Source organism: Kribbella antibiotica (assembly GCF_004349055.1).
Taxonomy (GTDB): Bacteria; Actinomycetota; Actinomycetes; order Propionibacteriales; family Kribbellaceae; genus Kribbella; species Kribbella antibiotica.
On the sequence record NZ_SMKX01000086.1, the window covers coordinates 18,404 to 35,753 of the forward strand.

General features: G+C 67.0%; 19 protein-coding genes and 1 riboswitch. Of the genes, 14 read left to right on the forward strand and 5 right to left on the reverse strand.

The features are described 5' to 3' along the window. Positions 1 to 14 precede the first annotated feature (14 nt). On the reverse strand, positions 15 to 1,037 hold the full coding sequence (locus E1263_RS25750; RefSeq protein ID WP_132171772.1) for a GTP pyrophosphokinase: 1,023 nt from the start codon (positions 1,035 to 1,037) through the stop codon (positions 15 to 17). Positions 1,038 to 1,186: 149 nt separating this feature from the next. On the opposite strand from E1263_RS25750, the gene E1263_RS25755 reads away from it, so the two are divergent. Beyond that, positions 1,187 to 2,380, forward strand: a complete 1,194-nt coding sequence (locus E1263_RS25755) for an ATP-binding protein (RefSeq protein WP_132171774.1) — start codon at positions 1,187 to 1,189, stop codon at positions 2,378 to 2,380. 532 nt (positions 2,381 to 2,912) lie between these two features. Here the strand turns inward: E1263_RS25755 and E1263_RS25760 are convergent. Further along, the gene (locus E1263_RS25760) at positions 2,913 to 3,359 is read right to left on the reverse strand and encodes a macro domain-containing protein (RefSeq protein WP_238161528.1); all 447 of its coding nucleotides are present in this window, start codon (positions 3,357 to 3,359) and stop codon (positions 2,913 to 2,915) included. A 153-nt stretch (positions 3,360 to 3,512) separates the two neighbouring features. Here E1263_RS25760 and E1263_RS25765 point away from each other — a divergent pair, with 153 nt between their 5' ends. The 5 genes from E1263_RS25765 to E1263_RS25785 all read left to right on the forward strand — a co-directional run bounded on the left by E1263_RS25765 (position 3,513) and on the right by E1263_RS25785 (position 8,004). Next, positions 3,513 to 4,280, forward strand: coding sequence for a DUF3152 domain-containing protein (locus E1263_RS25765; protein ID WP_238161529.1), 768 nt, complete (start codon positions 3,513 to 3,515; stop codon positions 4,278 to 4,280). A 37-nt stretch (positions 4,281 to 4,317) separates the two neighbouring features. Continuing rightward, positions 4,318 to 5,172 carry a hypothetical protein gene (locus E1263_RS25770; protein WP_132171780.1) on the forward strand — a complete coding sequence of 285 codons (855 nt, stop codon included), beginning with the start codon at positions 4,318 to 4,320 and terminating at the stop codon, positions 5,170 to 5,172. Further along, entirely contained in the window at positions 5,169 to 5,831 is a 663-nt protein-coding gene (locus E1263_RS25775) for an alpha/beta fold hydrolase (protein ID WP_132171782.1), read from the forward strand. Before E1263_RS25770 ends, E1263_RS25775 begins: the two co-directional genes overlap by 4 nt. 22 nt (positions 5,832 to 5,853) lie before the next feature. Continuing rightward, a riboswitch (TPP riboswitch) is annotated at positions 5,854 to 5,973 on the forward strand. Further along, positions 5,962 to 7,305, forward strand: coding sequence for a purine-cytosine permease family protein (locus E1263_RS25780; RefSeq protein WP_132171784.1), 1,344 nt, complete (start codon positions 5,962 to 5,964; stop codon positions 7,303 to 7,305). It overlaps the preceding riboswitch by 12 nt. Positions 7,306 to 7,332: 27 nt before the next feature. Further along, on the forward strand, positions 7,333 to 8,004 hold the full coding sequence (locus E1263_RS25785) for a class I SAM-dependent methyltransferase (RefSeq protein ID WP_132171786.1): 672 nt from the start codon (positions 7,333 to 7,335) through the stop codon (positions 8,002 to 8,004). A gap of 87 nt (positions 8,005 to 8,091) precedes the next feature. Here E1263_RS25785 and E1263_RS25790 read toward each other — a convergent pair whose 3' ends face one another. Beyond that, the gene (locus E1263_RS25790) at positions 8,092 to 8,670 is read right to left on the reverse strand and encodes a methylated-DNA--[protein]-cysteine S-methyltransferase (RefSeq protein WP_132171788.1); all 579 of its coding nucleotides are present in this window, start codon (positions 8,668 to 8,670) and stop codon (positions 8,092 to 8,094) included. Further along, positions 8,667 to 9,149, reverse strand: a complete 483-nt coding sequence (locus E1263_RS25795; RefSeq protein WP_238161531.1) for an RNA polymerase sigma factor — start codon at positions 9,147 to 9,149, stop codon at positions 8,667 to 8,669. Before E1263_RS25795 ends, E1263_RS25790 begins: the two co-directional genes overlap by 4 nt. 281 nt (positions 9,150 to 9,430) lie before the next feature. Between E1263_RS25795 and E1263_RS25800 the strand changes: the two genes are divergently transcribed. From E1263_RS25800 to E1263_RS25820, 5 genes are read left to right on the forward strand one after another with little or no spacing between them, the layout of a single operon-like run. Beyond that, the gene (locus E1263_RS25800) at positions 9,431 to 9,985 is read left to right on the forward strand and encodes a flavin reductase family protein (protein WP_132171792.1); all 555 of its coding nucleotides are present in this window, start codon (positions 9,431 to 9,433) and stop codon (positions 9,983 to 9,985) included. Continuing rightward, complete coding sequence (locus E1263_RS25805) at positions 9,978 to 11,027, forward strand: ABC transporter substrate-binding protein (protein WP_132171794.1); 1,050 nt, start codon at positions 9,978 to 9,980, stop codon at positions 11,025 to 11,027. Before E1263_RS25800 ends, E1263_RS25805 begins: the two co-directional genes overlap by 8 nt. Then, the gene (locus tag E1263_RS25810; RefSeq protein WP_132171796.1) at positions 11,024 to 11,860 is read left to right on the forward strand and encodes an ABC transporter permease; all 837 of its coding nucleotides are present in this window, start codon (positions 11,024 to 11,026) and stop codon (positions 11,858 to 11,860) included. The genes E1263_RS25805 and E1263_RS25810 overlap by 4 nt, the downstream gene beginning before the upstream one ends. Beyond that, positions 11,836 to 12,507, forward strand: coding sequence for an ABC transporter ATP-binding protein (locus E1263_RS25815; RefSeq protein WP_132171798.1), 672 nt, complete (start codon positions 11,836 to 11,838; stop codon positions 12,505 to 12,507). The genes E1263_RS25810 and E1263_RS25815 overlap by 25 nt, the downstream gene beginning before the upstream one ends. Next, positions 12,504 to 13,841, forward strand: a complete 1,338-nt coding sequence (locus tag E1263_RS25820) for an LLM class flavin-dependent oxidoreductase (protein WP_132171800.1) — start codon at positions 12,504 to 12,506, stop codon at positions 13,839 to 13,841. Before E1263_RS25815 ends, E1263_RS25820 begins: the two co-directional genes overlap by 4 nt. Positions 13,842 to 13,878: 37 nt before the next feature. Here the strand turns inward: E1263_RS25820 and E1263_RS25825 are convergent, their stop codons facing one another. Further along, entirely contained in the window at positions 13,879 to 14,856 is a 978-nt protein-coding gene (locus E1263_RS25825; RefSeq protein ID WP_202869052.1) for a zinc-binding alcohol dehydrogenase family protein, read from the reverse strand. 44 nt (positions 14,857 to 14,900) lie between these two features. Here E1263_RS25825 and E1263_RS25830 point away from each other — a divergent pair, with 44 nt between their 5' ends. The 3 genes from E1263_RS25830 to E1263_RS25840 all read left to right on the forward strand — a co-directional run bounded on the left by E1263_RS25830 (position 14,901) and on the right by E1263_RS25840 (position 17,326). Further along, positions 14,901 to 15,728, forward strand: a complete 828-nt coding sequence (locus E1263_RS25830; RefSeq protein WP_132171802.1) for a glycerophosphodiester phosphodiesterase — start codon at positions 14,901 to 14,903, stop codon at positions 15,726 to 15,728. A 177-nt stretch (positions 15,729 to 15,905) separates the two neighbouring features. Further along, positions 15,906 to 16,322 carry an ATP-binding protein gene (locus E1263_RS25835; protein ID WP_132171804.1) on the forward strand — a complete coding sequence of 139 codons (417 nt, stop codon included), beginning with the start codon at positions 15,906 to 15,908 and terminating at the stop codon, positions 16,320 to 16,322. Between the two features lie 41 nt (positions 16,323 to 16,363). After that, positions 16,364 to 17,326, forward strand: a complete 963-nt coding sequence (locus tag E1263_RS25840; protein ID WP_132171806.1) for a DUF5926 family protein — start codon at positions 16,364 to 16,366, stop codon at positions 17,324 to 17,326. The last annotated feature ends 24 nt before the right edge of the window (positions 17,327 to 17,350 follow it).

Consider the following 17,350-nt stretch of genomic DNA (forward strand, 5'->3'; position numbering starts at 1 on the left):
TCGGGGACCCGGAGTTAAGCCTCGGTGATCCCGGCCGTGCCGAGGGCCCGCAGGCGACCGCGCAGGATCTTCTGCCGGCGCTCCTCTTCCGGGAACAGATCGACGTACGCCGTCCCCCGCGCAGCGAGCAGGTCGTCGTCCAGCCGCCGTACGGTGCCGGCGGGGAACCGATGCGTCATCGCAGCCTGTACGGCGACGCTGTCGACGTCTGCGAGCAGTTCGGTGAGCCCTTCCTCGGTGGTGACGCCCATGCGGGACAGGATGCTCAGAATCCACGCGTAGTGGTTCGTCTTGGCGTGGGGGGCATCCGGGTAACGACGGGTCAGGTACGTCGTCAGGATCGAGGTGTTGAGGTCTCGCGGCGACTTGTTCGGCGCAGCGGCCGCCAGCTCACGGTAGAGCCGGTCGATCTCGGTGAACTCATTGTCGACCAGTTCCATCAGCGCAGCCGCCAGCAGGAACCGCCGGTCGAACTCCGGCTTGCGGTCCGGCGGGATGTCCAGCTTGTACCGGATGTCGTGCTCGAACTCGGCCCACGCGTGCTGAACCGCGGTCCGGACCTGGATCTCCATCGTCAGGTTCTTCAGTACGGCGTACTCCGGCAGTTCGCGCCGATGCGCGTTCAGCCGCACCAGATAGTGCTTGCTGGCATAGCCGAAAACACCCTGTGCGCGAGTATGCGCACCCATGTCGGTGTGCTCGACGATCTCGAACTCTTCCTCGATCACCTCACACACCCGTTCCACCGCCTCGACCAGGAACGTGATGACCCGAGCCGCGACCAAGTCGGTGATCTGCTCCAGCGGCTCCTCGTACTTGGGCCGCTGCGGATCATCCGGATGCGGCTTGGAAGCCTTGGCCAGGAACGACTCGGGATCCTTGGCCCGGGCGGTCGCGGTGAGGTAGTTGATGCCCTCTTCCTCGCCGATCAACTCATTGATCAACGACTCGAGCTTCCGAGCACCCCCGACGTACTGCTGGTGCACCCGCTCGTACAACGCCGCGGCCTGCACTGCCCACTCCACCCGCCCAACCATGCGGGAACGATAGTGCTATTCGGGTCGCTGGGGGTGTCTATCACTATCTACTGTTTTTGCTAGAAAGTTGTAGAGAGTCCTCGCGACACGCTCTGGTTGTTGATTGGTCAATCTACGGAAAATGCTAGACAGCCTCATACAGTGGCAGCATGGATCCGATCCGGAATCCCTATGCGCCCGGCGCCGGTCAGCGGCCGCCTGAGCTGGCCGGACGCGACACCGAGGTGCGGCAGTTCGAGGTAGTGCTCGAACGCGTCGCTGCAGGCAGACCGGAGCGGAGTCTCGTTCTGAGTGGACTCCGTGGGGTGGGCAAGACAGTTCTGCTCAATACGCTGCGGAGTCAGGCGATCAAGCGCGCCTGGGGGACTGGGAAGATCGAGGCCCGGCCGGATCAGAGCATCCGGTTGCCGATCGCTCAGGCGCTGCACACCGCGATGCGCGAGCTGGGACACCGGCACCGCGACGACGAGCGGGTCGACCAGTTCAGCGCCGTACTGAAGGCTTTTGCGCTGCGGACCGATGTGAGCGACCGGAAGGGTATGCGCTGGCACCCGCCGGTGGATGTGGCCGCCGCAAAGGGCCGTGCGGACTCCGGTGACCTTGAGATGGACCTGATCGAGCTGTTCACCGATGCGGCTGACCTGGCCGGCGATCTGTCGGTTGGCGTCGGACTGTTCATCGACGAGATGCAGGACATCAGTACTGACGACCTGTCCGCGCTCTGCGCCGCCTGCCACGAGATCTCGCAGCAGTCAGCGCCCATGGTGGTTGTCGGAGCTGGCCTGCCCCACCTGCCCGCCGTACTGTCCGCCAGCAAGTCCTACTCCGAGCGACTCTTCCGCTACGTGCGGGTCGATCGCCTGGAGCGTGAGGCGTGTGACCGCGCGCTGATGATCCCCGCCGAGTCCGAAGGCGTTGAGTACGACCCCGAAGCCTTGGACGAGCTCTACGCCCAGACCGACGGCTACCCGTACTTCGTCCAAGCCTTCGCCCACGCCACCTGGGACCACGCCCCCACCTCCCCCATCACCATCAAAGACGTAGCCGTAGCCGCCCCCTCAGCCTCCGCCGAACTAACCGTCGGCTTCTTCGGCTCCCGCTACGAGCGCGCGACCCCGGCCGAACGCGAATACATGCGCGCCATGGCCGAACTAGGCATAGCCGCCGACGACGGCTCAGTCCCCACCGCCGAGGTAGCCACCACCCTCAACCGCAAACCCCAGTCCCTCTCCCCAGCCCGAGACGGCCTGATCAAGAAAGGCCTCGTCTTCTCCGCCGAACGCGGAACCGTAGCCTTCACCGTCCCCCACTTCGGCAAATTCCTCCGCACCCGCACGGCGTAACTTCGCCTCCCGCGGTTGTCCCACCCATCCCCTGAACCGCGCGCGGTTGTTCAGCTGGGCTGGGGAGCGCAATGAACCGGGATTGACCGGCAGAACTCCCCAGTGGCCGCCGCCCCGCGCCACCACATGTGGCCGGAGACAGACACCCCTGGAGTTAACGGCGTCTCCCGGTCGCCGCGCCGGCTTTGGTCGGTCCCGGTTTGCGGTCGTGGATTTGGTATCCGTTGGGGGAGTTTGGGGAGTGCTACCTGCCGATTCAGGTGGGGTAGCGCTCCCCAGCCCTGCCGATGTTCATCACCGGCCGGTGCACCCCCAAGCCCAGCCAACCGGTTTCCGCGCGAACCCCGTGGCACGCGCCTTGAGCACGGTTCAGTCATTGATCGGGCCGGAAAACGACTGATGGGTGCCTCGGCGTGGCCGGGGACCGCGCTGGTCAACCCATCAGGTGCGGTACGGCGCCTTTGTGGACCGAAATGGGCAGCCGACGCCCATGGTGATCCACAAAGGGGCGGCAACCCTGCGGATATCGGAGTCAGGCGGCTGGTGCGAAGATGCGGATGTCTACGCGATCGGCGACCGGGGCGAGCTCGTGGTGGATGAGCGGCTCGACGTCCGCCCAGGTGAGCCCGCCGTACCCGCAGCCGAGGGGTGGGATCGCGATCGACTCGAGTTCGAGCTCGTCGATCACGCGGACCAGATCGACCAGGCCGGCCTCGATGTCGGTCAGCTTCGAGGTCGAGCGCCAGTGCTGTTTGGTCGGGAAGTTGATGATGAAGCAAGGTGGCGCCGACCAGACGTGCATGTGGCCGAGTTGGATTTCGCCGCGTTGGCAGGCGGCGCGGTAGTCGCGGAACATGTCCGGCCAGGTCTGTTTGAACTGCAGGGCGATGCCTTTGCCCATGACGCCCGCTGTGTTGACGGCGTTGACCAAGGCATCGGCATCATCGCGCAGCAGATCGCCGCTAACTGTTCGAAGCACCTGCCAAGAGTTACCAGCGCGGACCGACATACGGGTGCTCTTTTGTGCAGGGCTCCGGAGTCTGTAGGGTGAATCGGCATGACCACCGGGCGGAATGGCCAGCGTGCTGGCGTTTCTGCGCGCGGTCGGCACAGCCGACGGAAGTCTCATCGGATGCAGTGGTTTTCGGTGACTGCGTTGGCGGTGCTGGGGACTGTGATGGTGGTGCATCCGGATGTGACCGGGCGGCGGAGTTTGGCTGCTGAGGTTGTTGCCGGGGCAAGCACTCCGGTTGCGCAGCAGGCGCCTGAGGTGAAGTCGACGCCGACGCCTACTCCTTCGGTGCATCTGACGACGCCGTTGCGGCCGGCACCTACGTTGACTCGGCAGCCGAAGGGCGCGAAGCCGAATGTGACGGCGTCCAGCGGGAAGCTGTCCGTGGTGCCGGGGGTCGACAAGGCCACTGGGGTGCGGGACAAGCTGACGTACCGGGTGGAGATCGAGCAGGGTGTGTCGGTCAACCCGGCGGCGGTGGCGGCGGCTATTCACAAGACGCTGACGGATGCGCGCGGGTGGCAGGCGGTGCACCCGGTGAGCTTTGAGCGCACCGACAAGGCCGATGTGGATCTGCGGATCATCGTGGCCACGCCGACGCTCACCGACAAGTTGTGTCTGCCGCTCGATACCGGCGGTGAGGTGTCCTGCCGGGTCGAGGACCGGGTCGTGCTGAACGCCAAGCGGTGGATGTACGCAGTGCCGGCGTACGGCGGGGATGTCGCGCTCTACCGCAGTTACCTGGTCAACCACGAGGTCGGCCACGCGCTGGGGCATGGGCACTCGACCTGCGCGAAGGCGAAGACGCCGGCGCCGGTGATGATGCAGCAGACGAAGGGGCTTGGCGGCTGCCGTCCGAACGCGTGGCCCACGATCAAGGCCACCTGACCCGTCCCGTGAGAAGCTGAGCGGGGAGGGAGCAGCCATGTCGTCACAGGATTTCCCGACGTACGGACGTGAGCCGGAGCGGGAGCAGCCGAGCACGGAGCAGCCAAGTGCAGTGCAGCCGAGCGCAGTGCAGCCGAGTGAAGGGCAGCAGTACGTCGCTCCGCCCGCGCCGTACGGCGGTGGCACGTATGGCCACGGCGGTCAGCCGCTACCGCCTCCGTATGCCCCGCCTCCGCAGTCCTACGGCTCCCAACCCGGCCAGTACGGCGGTCCGCCGACCGACCCGGCTCAACCGCCGAGCTACCGCCCCGGACACCCGTACGGCGCTCCTGTCGACCAGCACCCCGACCACTTCCCGCAGTACGGGCGCAAGGAGCCGTTCCCGGGCCGGGACCCACGTGCGGCCAAGGTGCTCCTGCTAGCCACGCTGATTGCCGCGTTCTACGGGCTGCTGGTGATCTCGATCCAGCGGGTGTCGATCCGCGAGATCACGCAGGCTCCTGGCTCGCCGCTGAACCACCCGCTGCGCACTGACGTGATCGACGCGCTCGGGCAGCTCCTGATCCTCCTGGTCGGTGTGGTCGCGCTGGTGCTGTGGGCGCGGGATGTGCTGGGTCGCCGCAAGCTCGGCCGCCAGCCTGCGGCCGCGGAGATCGGTGGTGGCGCGCTGGTTGCTGTGAGCCTGATTCCGCTGCTCATCTGGTTCGTCATGGTGCTGACGACCGGCCTGGGCTCCGCCGACGACACACTGGACCGCCTGCCGACGGCGTACGGCTGGGGTGGTTTCGGGTTGCTGATCCTCGCCGCCGGCCTTTTCCTCGGCTACCGGGAGCTCAAGCCGGAGTACGACAGCGTGGTCCGGGCAGCTCCGGGCCGCGCGCCCTGGGAATGACTACACCGGTAGTGCTGGTCCCGGGCCTCGGTCTCGGGCCGGAGTCGTACGCACCAACGGTCGAGCACCTGGCGCTGCCCTACAACATCGTCACACTGCCCGGGTACGGCGAACCTGCCGGCGAGCGCGAGGACCTGCACCCCGAAGCTCTGGCCGCACTGCTGGAGGGAAAGGTACGCGCCCGTTCCGTCCTCGTCGGGCACTCCGCCGGCGCCCAGATCGCAGTGGAGCTGGCGATCGCGCATCCCGAGTTGGTGCACGCACTGGTGCTGATCGCTCCGAGCGGTGACCAGAAGGCATCCAGCTGGATGGACCTGGGCATGCGCTGGCTGGAATCCGCCGCACCGGAGTCCCCCAAGCTCATCCCGGTCCTGGCCCCGCAATACGCCCGCACGGGAGCCAAGACCATCGCGAGAGCCGCAGCTGCCTGCCGGAAGCACGACTTGGCCAAGGTGATCAGCCGGGTCAAGGCGCCAGTGGTGATCATCCGCTCGCAGCACGACCACCTGTCGTCGTCCGACTTCGCCCGCCGGCTGGCCGACCTGACTCAGGGTGAGGCGCGCACCCTGTCGACCGGCTCACACATGCCGGTGCTCACCAACGGCCCAGAGGTGGCCGCGCTCATCCACCGAGCAGCCGCCACGCGGGCAACAGACTGAGGCAGTATCGTTGACGCGGTAGCAAAACCTCTGCGGGAGCTCGCACCGACATGCGGGCTGAGAGGGCGACTAGATCAACGGGTCGCCGACCGCCTGAACCTGACCGGGTAATGCCGGCGTAGGGAACGCGATGACTGACACTGCAATTCGCCCTGCCAACAACGAGGCGCCGCTCGTCCTCACCACGGATGCGCCGAGGACCCTCGGGTTCCTCGACCAGTTCACCCTCTGGGGGAACTTCGGCATCTCCCTGTTCGGTCCGGTCACCGGTGCGCTGGTGGCGGCGTACACGGGCTCGCTCTGGCAGGGACTGCTGGCCGTGGTCGTCGGCTGCGGCATCGGTGCGCTCGTCCTGGGTGGCGCGGCCGTCTTCGGCTCGCACACCGGCGCGCCCGCGATGACCGCCCTGCGCGGAATCTTCGGCCGCCGCGGATCGATGGCCCCGACCGTACTGAACATTGCGCAGAACATCGGCTGGGCGACGATGGAGATCATCGTGATCTCGCAGGCCGCGGTCGCGGTGACGAGTGAGCGCTGGCGCTGGCTGTTCGTCGTACTGGCCGGCATCCTCGCCACCACGATGGCGGTCCGGCCGTTGGGCAGTGTGAAGGTGCTGCGCAAGTTCATGGTCTGGCTCGTGTTGATTGCCTCGGTCTACCTATTCATTCAGGTGCTCAGCAAGCCAGTGCACGCACTACCGCAGGACGGCGTGTTCGGCTTCTGGCCGGGCGTCGACCTCGCCGCTGCCGGTGTCGTCTCGTTCGCACCGCTGGCCGCCGACTACACCCGGCACTCGAAATCCAACAAGGCCGCGTTCGGTGGCTCGGCGCTCGGCTACGGCCTGGCCGCGATCCTGTACTACGCCTTGGGTGTCTTCGCGGTTGCGACTCTGCAGACCGACAGCGAGGGTGTCATCACCGCGCTCGTCACCTTGCCGGCCGGCGCGATCGCGCTGTTCGTGCTGCTGGTCGACGAGGTCGACGAGGCCTACGCGAACGTCTACTCGACCACGATGGCCGCGCACAACCTGATCGGTCACGTCGACCGCCGCTGGATCTCGATCGCGATCGGAGCCCTCGCCACCGGCCTCGCGCTGTTGGTTGACCTGGGCAACTACACGCAGTTTCTCTACCTGATCGGCTCGGTCTTCATCCCGCTGTTCGCGGTGGCGATCGCCGACTTCTTCCTGGTGAGCAAGATGAACTGGGATGTTTCCAGTACGGCGAAGTTCCGCTGGCAGCCGACCGTTGCGTGGCTGATCGGCTTCGTGGCGTACCAGCTCGTGAATCCGGGCACGGTGAGCGGCTGGTCGCCGTTCTGGCTCGATGTCCAGGGCAAGCTCTTCGGCGGCAACGCGGTTCCCGGCTGGCTGGGAGCGACGTACACGAGCATCATCGTCTCGATGCTCGCCGCGGTGGTGCTCGGGAAAATCGGTCGCGGCCGGATCGTGACCACTACACCGGTGGACAACTGACCTACGCCACGCGGGATACTTGCGCCCATGCTCAACTCCGCACTGCGTAGCCGGGCCGAATACGCCGAACTCGGTGTCGACGGCCTGTCTGCGCGGACTTCGCCCGAGCGGGACGCAGACATCGTCAAGGCCGTCGAGGAACTCCTGGACGGCCGGGACACGGTTCTCGATCTGTGCTGTGGTTACGGCCGGATCTCGCTGCCACTCAGCCGCGCCGGCAAGACCGTGCGCGCCCTCGACATCTCGCCGAACCTGGTCGAGGCCGGTCGCGCCAAGGCCGTTGAGGAGGAGCTGGCGGTCGACTGGGCGATCGGGTCGATGACCGACCTGCCCTACGCGTGGGACTCGTTCGACGCGGTGATCTGCCTGTGGACGGCGTTCCACGAACTGTTCGCGGAAGACGAGCAGATCTCGACGATCTGCGAGATCTCGCGGGTGCTGAAGCCGGGTGGGATCGCGATCATCGAGGGCCCGTCCTGGGGACCGGCCAAGGCCGGCGAGATCGCCTTGGGGATGCGCCAGGGCCCGGAGCACCGGATCGTCACCACCGAGCACGCCGACGGCCTGAGCAGCGTGCACTACATCCACGACGAAATCAGCTACGGCCGGCTCTGCGCCGCCGCGGGGATCGACAACTACAAGGTCTACAAGCGCGAGTGGGGCGGCCGCCGCCGGCTCATCCTCGAGATCCACGCCTGAGCAGAACCCCGAAAGAATAGGAGCAGATCCCCACTCCACATTGGGGACCTGCTCCTATTTTCTTCAACTCTAAAGACATTCCCGCGGCTACGCGGAACGTGTCCTTTTCTTTTCGAGATTCAACAAGTAGCGCTTGGCGTCGAGCCCGCCCGCGTACCCGGTCAGCGATCCGCTGGACCCGATGATCCGATGACACGGCAGCAGAACACACACGGGGTTCGCGCCCAGCGCCGTACCGACTGCTCTTGCGGCCTTGGGCCGATCGATCTCTCCGGCGAGCTCGCCATAGCTCTTCGTCGCGCCATAGCTGGTGTGCGTCCGCAGGTCACTCAGCACCAATTGCTGGAACGGCGTCGCAAGCGCGAGATCAACCTGCACCGTGAATTCCTGGCGCTCACCAGCGAGGTATTCATCCAACTCCCCCCGTACGGCGTCCAGTGCGCGCGGCTGGCGTAGTACTCGGGGTGACACGGCCCGCGCGAGCCGTCCGGTGATCGTCTCCTCGTCGCCGAACGAGCTCGCCACCACCCGGCCGTGCGCGACCGCGAGCAGCAGCGTGCCGATCGCGGTGTCGTGCAAGGCATAGGCGACATCGGCGTCCGGCAGGACAGGTGGTTTGAGGTCAGGGGTGCTGAACCGGCTCAGCCGGTCCTCCAGTGCGTTCATGCGTCAACTCCGAGGGTGCGGCGCAGGGTCGCGAGGGCGTCGCTGACAAGGCGCCGCGAGGCTGCGGGGGTGGTGTCCAGGGCGGCGGCCACGCCGTGGTGGTCCAGGTCGCCGACGTACTTGAGCGTGATCGCGTACCGCTGCCGCTCGGGCAGCTCGTTGACCGCCTGCCACAGGTTGGGATCGGGCCACGCGGCAGCGTCCGGGCCGTCGACCGCGACCGCGGGCGCATCGTCGAGCGGCCGCTGTGGCTTGCGAGCCCGGTGTACGTCGGTCGCGCAGCGCGCCGTGATGGTGAGCAACCAGCTGCGCAGGTTCTTGGCCGAGGTCAGCCCGGGGTAGGCGGCGAACGCCTTCTCCCAAGCACGTTGCGCCACGTCGTCACCGTCGACCGGCCCGGCCAAGGCGCGCGCGAGCCGGGCCACGTCGCGCCAGTGTGCGTCGACGAGCGCCTGGAACGGAGGCAGTCCCACAGTCATCACGACCATTAAACGCACGCCTGGGCAGATGTGTGAGGGCGGCCTCCGCGAGACAGTTGTCCCGGATGGTGGGATTGTCCAGTACTCCAGTAGACATAGATGCGAAGATTGCTGACATGACGACGACCCTGCTGACACGCCGTCGCGTCATCGATCTGCTGCGGACGGCGAGCGCCACCTGTCGGTGACCCCTGGTCCCCAGTTGCTCCGGCGCCGCTGACGCGCCGTACGAGGCCTCAGGCTTCTTCACTTTCGCATGCCCTTTTCCCCAAGGGAGAGCCATGTCCGTCCCTGCTGTGCACCGCCCTGCCCTGTCCCTGGTTCCGGACCGATCTGAAGAGCGGGTCGTCGACGCCGACGTCTACCGGAACGTCTTCCGTCGCCACGCCGCTGGTGTCGTGGTGATCACCGCCGATGCCGGCCACGGCCCGGTCGGCTTCACCGCCACCTCCCTGGTGTCAGTGAGCCTGCTGCCGCCGCTGGTCTCGTTCGCGATCGATACCAAGGCGTCCAGCTGGCCGACCGTCAGCCTGGCGACCTCGCTCGCGATCAACTTCCTGTCCGACGACCAGCAGGCCATCGCCGGCCGCTTCGCCACCAGCGGGATCGACCGCTTCGCGGCGCCGACTCGCTGGTCCCGCCTGCGCACTGGGGAGCCCGTGCTCGACGAGGCGCCGAGCGTCCTGCGTGCGCACGTCGAACACCGCTTCGCTGTCGGCGACCACTACCTGGTCGTCGCCCGCCTGATCACCCACACCGAACGCCGCGAACACGAGCCGTTGCTCTACCACGACGGCCGGTACGCCACCGCCACCCCGAGGGTTCACCATGTCTAAGTTCAAGTACGCCGTACTCGCCGCCGCTGCTGCCTTGGTGCTGGCAGGTTGTGGCGGGTCTGCCGAGGCCGGTAGTGGCCAGAAACTCGCGCTGGACGCTCCCCTGCCGACCAGCGTGCCCGACGGAGCGAAGATCGTCGTCGGTGATCCGGCCACCCAAGTCGCCTTCAAGCTGTCGGGCCAGCTCGACGCTGTGGAGAAGTACGTCAAGTTCGCCAACCTGAGCGGCGGTCCGCAGACCACCGAGGCGTTCCGGGCCAAGGCACTGGATCTCGGCTCGGTGGCCGAGATCCCGGCGATCCACGCGACCTGGACCGGGCTGCACGTGAAGATCGTCGCCTCGAAGTTCCGCCAGGACGCGATCAACCACCCGATCTACGAGCTCGGCATCGCGCCGGGCGTGAACGTGAAGACGCTCGCCGACCTGCGTGGCAAGTCGATCGCGTTCAGCCCGGGGCAGGCGCAGGGCGCGCTGATTCTCAAGGTGCTGAAGAAGGCCGGGCTGACCAAGGAAGACGTCAAGCTGATCGAGCTGCCGAGCACCGGTGACGTGTACGTGAATGCCCTTGCAGGTAAGCAGGTTGACGTCGCGCCGATCGGCGGCGTACAGATCAAGCGGTATCAGACCAAGTACGGCAAAGACGGCGCGACGACGCTGCAGCACGGGATCAGGGACGATGCCGGGCACCTCTACGGGCCGACCGAATCGCTTGAGGATCCCGCCAAGGCGGCCGCGATCCGGGCGTACGTCGCAGCCTGGGGGGTCGCGCAGGACTGGATCGACAAGCACCCGAAGGAATGGATCGCCGGGTACTACGTGAAGGACCAGGGCCTCACCGAGGCCGACGGCCAGTGGCTCGTGGACAACGCCGGGCACCCGGACATCACGGCCGACTGGAGTGACGCGATCACGCGGAACCAGGAGACGATCGAGTTGCTGGCCGCGGAGACCAAGAACCCGGTGATCCAGGCCAAGGACCTGTACGACCTGCGATTCGAGGCGGTCGCCGCCGACGCGATCAAGGCAGGTGCGGCCAAATGACCGTCACCACTCTGCCCGGGCTGAGGCCCGTCACGCGGACAGCTCCCGTCGTACGGCGGCGCCGGCTCGGCCCGGGTAGGCCGATCAAGTTCGGCGCTGCCATCGGACCGGTTGTGTTGCTGGCCGTGTGGAGTATCGGCTCGGCCACCGGCTGGATCGACCCACGCGTGCTGTCGGCGCCATGGACGGTCGTCACGACCGCCGGTGAGCTGATCTCCGACGGACGCCTGCAGTCGAACCTGTGGACGTCGTCGCAGCGAGCGCTCGTCGGACTCGGCCTCGGGATCGTGCTGGGCGTCGTACTGGCGCTGATCTCCGGTTTGTCCCGTCTCGGCGAGGCGATCCTCGATGGGCCGATCCAGATCAAGCGCGCGATCCCGTCGCTCGCCCTGCTCCCGCTGCTGATTCTGTGGCTGGGGATCGGCGAGTCGATGAAGGTCGTGACGATCCTGCTCGGCGTCTTCGTGCCGATCTACATCCACACCCACAACGGCCTGCGCACCATCGACAGCCGGTACGTCGAACTCGCGCAGACCGTGGGGTTGTCGCAGCGCGAGTTCATCCGCCGCGTGGTGTTGCCGGGCGCGCTGCCCGGGTTCCTACTCGGCCTGCGGTTCGCCGTGACCGGCGCGTGGCTGTCGCTGGTCGTGGTCGAGCAGATCAATGCCACCAGCGGTATCGGCTACATGATGGAGCTGGCCCGGACCTATGGACAGACCGACATCATCATCGTCGGTTTGGTTCTGTACGGAATTCTCGGGCTGCTTTCCGACGGTGTTGTTCGCTTGATTCAGAGGAGGGCCCTGACATGGCGCCGTACGCTGGCATCGTAACCCGCAATCTGGTCCGCCGGTACGACGATCGCGCCGTACTGGATGGGGTCGATCTCGAGATCGCGGCCGGTGAATTCGTTGCCCTGCTGGGCCGGAGCGGCTCTGGAAAGAGCACCTTGTTGCGTGCACTCGCCGGATTGGACCCGGAGGTCGACGGGTCGGGAGAGCTGGTGGTGCCCGAGAACGTCTCGGTCGTCTTCCAGGATTCACGATTGTTGCCCTGGGCCACGGTATTGGACAACGTCGTGCTCGGACTGCGTGGTGCCGAGGAGAAGGGCCGCCAGAGTCTGGCCGAGGTGGGTCTCGCCGGCCGGGAGAAGGCGTGGCCGAACGAGCTGTCGGGTGGTGAGCAGCAGCGGGTGGCGCTTGCGCGGTCGTTGGTGCGGGAGCCTGAACTGCTATTGGCCGATGAGCCGTTCGGTGCGCTCGATGCGTTGACACGGTTGAAGATGCACGCTCTGTTGCGCACTTTGTGCGAGGTGCATCGGCCGGCCGTTCTCCTCGTGACCCACGACGTCGACGAGGCGGTTGCGTTGGCCGATCGGATTCTCGTGCTCGAGGACGGGCGATTGATCGCCGAAGAGGTGGTGGACGAGCCGGCCGCCGTACGGGCTCGGCTTCTTGATGCGTTGGGGGTTTCGGTATGAGTAAGCAATTGCATCTGAATGCGTTCCTGATGAGCACCGGGCACCATGAGGCGTCCTGGCGGTTACCGGAGAGCAATCCGTTCGCGAATACGTCGATCGCGCACTATCAGGAGCTGGCGCGGATCGCTGAGCGCGGGCTGTTCGACTCGGTGTTCTTCGCGGACTCCCCAGCGTTGTTCGGCGAGGTTGGCCGGCGTCCGGCGGGTTCGCTGGAACCGACCGTGCTGCTGACGGCGATTGCCGCGGTGACGTCGCGGATCGGCCTGATCGCGACGGCATCGACGACGTACAACGATCCGTTCAATCTTGCGCGGCGGTTCGCGAGCGTCGATCACGTGAGCGGCGGGCGCGCCGGGTGGAACGTTGTGACGACGGCGGGTCCGGATGCGGCGAAGAACTTCAATCTGGCCGATCAGCCGGCGCACGCCGAGCGATACGACCGAGCGGCCGAGTTCCTCGAGGTCGCGTACAAGCTGTGGGACTCGTGGCAGGACGACGCCGCGATCGCCGACAAGGAGGCCGGGGTCTGGGCGGTCAACGACCGCGTCGTACCGATCGATCATGTCGGCCGGCACTTCCAGGTCCGCGGCCCGCTGAACCTGCCGCGCTCACCGCAGGGGCACCCGCTGATCGTGCAGGCCGGGTCGTCCGAGGACGGCAAGGGCCTGGCGGCACGGTACGCCGAGGCGGTCTTCACGGCCCAGCAGACGCTGGAGGACGCGCAGGCCTTCTACCGCGACCTGAAGGCCCGTACGGCGGCGCTAGGGCGCGATCCGGGGACGATCAAGATCCTGCCGGGGATCGTGCCGGTGATCGGGTCAACCGTGGCGGAGGCTTCCCGGTTGGAGCGGCAGCTGGATGAGCTGATCCAGCCCGAATACGCCCGGGCGCAGCTGGCCAAGACGCTGCGAGTCGCTCCGGAGGCGCTGCCGCTCGATCAGCAACTCCCGGCCGAGCTGCCGGACGAGGACGAGATCGAGGGCGCCAAGAGCCGCTACACGCTGATCGTCACGCTCGCCCGCCGGGAGGAGCTGACCGTCCGTGAGCTGATCGGCCGCCTCGGCGGCGGCCGCGGCCACCGCACCTTCACCGGTACGCCGGACCAGGTGGCCGACGCGATCGAGCACTGGTTCACGGCCGGAGCAGCCGACGGCTTCAACATCATGCCGCCGGTGCTCCCGTCCGGGCTGACCGTCTTTGTCGACGAGGTCATCCCGATCCTGCAGACCCGCGGGCTGTTCCGCACCGAATACACCGGGACGACGCTGCGAGACCACTACGGTCTGGCGCGTCCCGCAGGCCGGTCGCCTTTGTTGCAGGAGGCAACCGGCTGACCTGATGCGGGGGGCGTCGGGGGCGGCGCTCCCCGCATCAGTTCACTGTGACCACAAGCTTTCCGACCGCCTTGCCGTCGGCCATGATCCGGTGCGCTGCGCCGATCTCCTCCATCGCGAACACCCGGTCGATCCGGATCGGGAGCTTGCCCGCGGCCACCAGATCGACGTACCGCTGGAACGCCTCGGCCGGGAGGTCGTGGCTCTGCCCGGAGTATGCGGTCAGCCGGACACCGTTGGGGAGATAGTCCATCGGGTAGAAGTCCGGGATCGTCCAGTTGTCGCTGAGCATTCCGGTGAAACACGCGGTGCCGTGGACGGCGAGTGCTTTCAGGGTGTCCGGAAGAACATTTGTGCCGATGAGTTCGAGCGCGGCGTGCACCCCGTTTTCCTGGATTTCCCGGACTTTTTCCGCCACGTTGCCGTCGTCAACGATCGGGTGGTCGACGCCGTGTTCCTTGAGGACGCCGACGCGGTCCGGATTACGGGTCGTGGAGAAGACCGTCAGGCCGTGTTCCTTCGCGATCGCGGCCGCGGCCATCCCGACCGACGACGTACCGCCTCTGATCAGGATGCTCTGGCCGGGCTCGATCGCGAGGCCGGTGAACAGCGAGCCGTGGGCCGTCTGCAGCATCTCCGGCAGCGCGCCGAAGGTGGCCCAGTCGAGGTCGGTGGTCGCGGGGGTGATCGAGGAGGCTGGTACGACGACATATTCGGCGTACCCGCCGTCGTACTGGCGACCCATCCCGCCCATCATCGCGGCGACCCGCTGACCTTCGGCGAACTCGCCGCCTGGGGCGGAGTCGATCGTGCCGACCGCCTCGATGCCGGGGATGATCGGGAACGTCACGCCGGCGGCCAGACCCTCCCGCACGTGGTACTCCGAACGGTTCAGCCCGAACGCTTCCACCTTCACCCGCACCCAGCCGGACTGCGGCTCGGGAACCGGTACTCGCCGTACTCGTAATTCCTCCGGCTCGACCGGCCCGTCCAACACGATTGCTCGCATGTCCATGGCGATCATTCTGCCTTGCCACCTTCCGTGTCAGAGTTCTCTCTATGGGGAAACGCCCAAGCGTTGTGGCGCACCGTGGATCCAGTGAGACCAGCCCTGAGCACACGCTGGCGGCGTACCGCCGAGCGATCGATGCCGGGGCCGACGGTCTGGAGTGTGATGTCCGGCTGACCGCTGACGGTCACCTGGTCTGTGTCCACGACCGGAGGATCGAGCGCACCTCGAACGGCCGCGGCGTCCTGTCCACGATGAGCCTGCAGGAGCTGGAGAGCTTCGACTGGGGATCGTGGAAGAACCCGTGGTCCGATCTCGACGACGAGGCCGAACTACCGGACCCGGACCTGTCCAAGGTGCTGACGCTCGACAAGCTGCTGTCGACCGTCCGGGACGCCGGGCGGCCGCTGGAGCTGGCGATCGAGACCAAGCACCCGACTCGGTACGCCGGACTGGTGGAACGACGTCTGATCGAGGCCCTCGGGCGGTACGGCTGGTCGCATCCGAAGATCGGCACGGAGTCGCCGGTGCGGGTGATGAGCTTCTCGTGGCTGTCGCTGCGGCGGATGCGAGTGCTCGCGCCCGGGCTGCGGACGGTGCTGCTGATGGACCGGGTGCCGCTGCGGTTCCGGGACGGCTCGCTGCCGACCGGTGTCTCGTACGCCGGCCCGAGCCTCGAGCTCGTCACCGCACACCCCGAGTACGTCGACCGGGCGCACAAGCACGGTCATCAGGTGCACGTGTGGACCGTGAATGCGGATGCCGACATCCGGCACTGCCGCAACATCGGGGTGGACGCGATCATCAGCGACCGGCCGGAGTCCGTACTCCGGGTGTTGTCCGACGAAGTGCGCGAGACAGGACGTCCGGAAACGTAGTTCGATGAATGCGCGCGGTCATTGTTACGTTAAATCCCGTCGCCTTTGTCACAGTTTCCTGACAGCGGCCGTGATCTTGCGCCGTAGCTTTGTAACGGAATAATTGCAGGTGTTTTCCTCGGCAGGAAGCTGGGCAGAAGAACTTGTGGCTGTTCCGATCATTCGAGGAGACCCTGCTTGTCCTCAGCGACCCTGCCTGCCGACGTGAGTGTTGTGGACGTCGTACTGCCGCATGAAGTGTCCGCGGTAGCGGACGCCCGCCACCGTCTGGCCGCACACCTGAAGCGGTACCGGATTTCCGACGCGGCGTGTGACGACGCCCAACTCGTACTTTCGGAGCTGCTTTCCAACGCCATCCGGTACGCGCCCGCGCTGCCGGCCGGTGAGGTGCGCGCCGCCTGGTGGATCGACAAGGCCGGCATCCACGTCGAGGTCACCGACGGGCGCGGCGACACCGAGCCGCAGCGGATCGACGACACCCACCCCGAGTCGATCGGCGGCCGCGGGCTGGCGATCGTCGACGTACTGACTTCGCACTGGGACGTCCGCACCGGGGCCGCCCACCGGACCGTCCACGCCATCGTCCCCAACTAGCGGGTTGGCCGTAGGGCGGTCTTCACTGCAAGACTGCGGCCATGGGAAAGAAGTCGCGGCAGCGCGCCAAGAACACGACGACCGTCACGCTCGACCCGGCCGACCTCGTCGACGTCGGTCCCCGGGAGCCTTGCCCCTGTGATTCGGGCAAGCGGTTCAAGCAGTGCCACGGCAAGGAGATCGCCGCCGCCGCCGACACCTGGGTGGTGCGCCCCTTCGAAGGCCTGCCCTCGGAGTGTGACCTGATCGCGTTCCGCGAGATCGTCCCGTCCGGTACGGCGCAGGTCGTGCTGAAGGACTCCGGCAAGACCGTCACTCTGGTCACCCTGCTGCCGATGGCGATGCCCGGCCTGGTCCGCGACGACGAGAGCATCTGGATCGGTCTCCAGACCCACGCCTCCTCCGGCGACCCGTCCCGCGACGTCGCCCACGCGATCACCGCCGCGCTGACCACCGAGCCCGGCAACCCGATCCAGGTCGGCGACCTGATGAAGGACGGCCCCCGCCTCCAGGACCTCATCGACACCAGCAAGCCGATCGACGTCAAGGTCCACGAAGGCTTCGACTTCTGGGTCGGCGAAAACGTCGAAGACCCGACCGGTGAGGTCGCCGCCGGCCTCGAGCGCGCCAACGCCGCCGCAGCCCCGACCGTGCGGCTCGATTCGGTTGACGCGGCGTACTGGACCCAGATCGGCGACCGCCGCTACCTCCGCTGGGTCCTCCCGCACAGCGAAGACACCGTCCTGGACGCCCTCGCCCGCCTCCACGCCGCCGGCCAGTCCGCCCTCGTCGACGGCAGCCGCCTCATCGGCTCCTTCCGCGCCCTCGGCGTCCTCGCCCCCGTCTGGGAACTCCCCGCCGACACCGAAGCCGCCGACGTAGAGAAGCCCGCCGCCGACTTCGCCACCGCGCTGGAGAAGGCCCTGTCGACGGACGCCCCGCTGACCACCGAAGAGCGAGCCGCCCGAGCCGGCCTCGCCAGCCGCCAACTAACCATCCGCTAGCACCACCCCGCCCAGGCCCCGGAC

Bases quoted from the DNA above. Each gene is read 5' to 3' on its own strand.
- E1263_RS25775 (WP_132171782.1), top strand. From the start codon at position 5,169: ATGACTACACCGGTAGTGCTGGTCCCGGGCCTCGGTCTCGGGCCGGAG.
- E1263_RS25755 (WP_132171774.1), top strand. From the start codon at position 1,187: ATGGATCCGATCCGGAATCCCTATGCGCCCGGCGCCGGTCAGCGGCCG.
- E1263_RS25805 (WP_132171794.1), top strand. From the start codon at position 9,978: ATGTCTAAGTTCAAGTACGCCGTACTCGCCGCCGCTGCTGCCTTGGTG.
- E1263_RS25780 (WP_132171784.1), top strand. From the start codon at position 5,962: ATGACTGACACTGCAATTCGCCCTGCCAACAACGAGGCGCCGCTCGTC.
- E1263_RS25815 (WP_132171798.1), top strand. From the start codon at position 11,836: ATGGCGCCGTACGCTGGCATCGTAACCCGCAATCTGGTCCGCCGGTAC.
- E1263_RS25785 (WP_132171786.1), top strand. From the start codon at position 7,333: ATGCTCAACTCCGCACTGCGTAGCCGGGCCGAATACGCCGAACTCGGT.
- E1263_RS25790 (WP_132171788.1), bottom strand. From the start codon at position 8,670: ATGAACGCACTGGAGGACCGGCTGAGCCGGTTCAGCACCCCTGACCTC.
- E1263_RS25820 (WP_132171800.1), top strand. From the start codon at position 12,504: ATGAGTAAGCAATTGCATCTGAATGCGTTCCTGATGAGCACCGGGCAC.
- E1263_RS25795 (WP_238161531.1), bottom strand. From the start codon at position 9,149: ATGACTGTGGGACTGCCTCCGTTCCAGGCGCTCGTCGACGCACACTGG.
- E1263_RS25810 (WP_132171796.1), top strand. From the start codon at position 11,024: ATGACCGTCACCACTCTGCCCGGGCTGAGGCCCGTCACGCGGACAGCT.
- E1263_RS25800 (WP_132171792.1), top strand. From the start codon at position 9,431: ATGTCCGTCCCTGCTGTGCACCGCCCTGCCCTGTCCCTGGTTCCGGAC.
- E1263_RS25770 (WP_132171780.1), top strand. From the start codon at position 4,318: ATGTCGTCACAGGATTTCCCGACGTACGGACGTGAGCCGGAGCGGGAG.
- E1263_RS25830 (WP_132171802.1), top strand. From the start codon at position 14,901: ATGGGGAAACGCCCAAGCGTTGTGGCGCACCGTGGATCCAGTGAGACC.
- E1263_RS25840 (WP_132171806.1), top strand. From the start codon at position 16,364: ATGGGAAAGAAGTCGCGGCAGCGCGCCAAGAACACGACGACCGTCACG.
- E1263_RS25825 (WP_202869052.1), bottom strand. From the start codon at position 14,856: ATGGACATGCGAGCAATCGTGTTGGACGGGCCGGTCGAGCCGGAGGAA.
- E1263_RS25765 (WP_238161529.1), top strand. From the start codon at position 3,513: ATGCAGTGGTTTTCGGTGACTGCGTTGGCGGTGCTGGGGACTGTGATG.
- E1263_RS25750 (WP_132171772.1), bottom strand. From the start codon at position 1,037: ATGGTTGGGCGGGTGGAGTGGGCAGTGCAGGCCGCGGCGTTGTACGAG.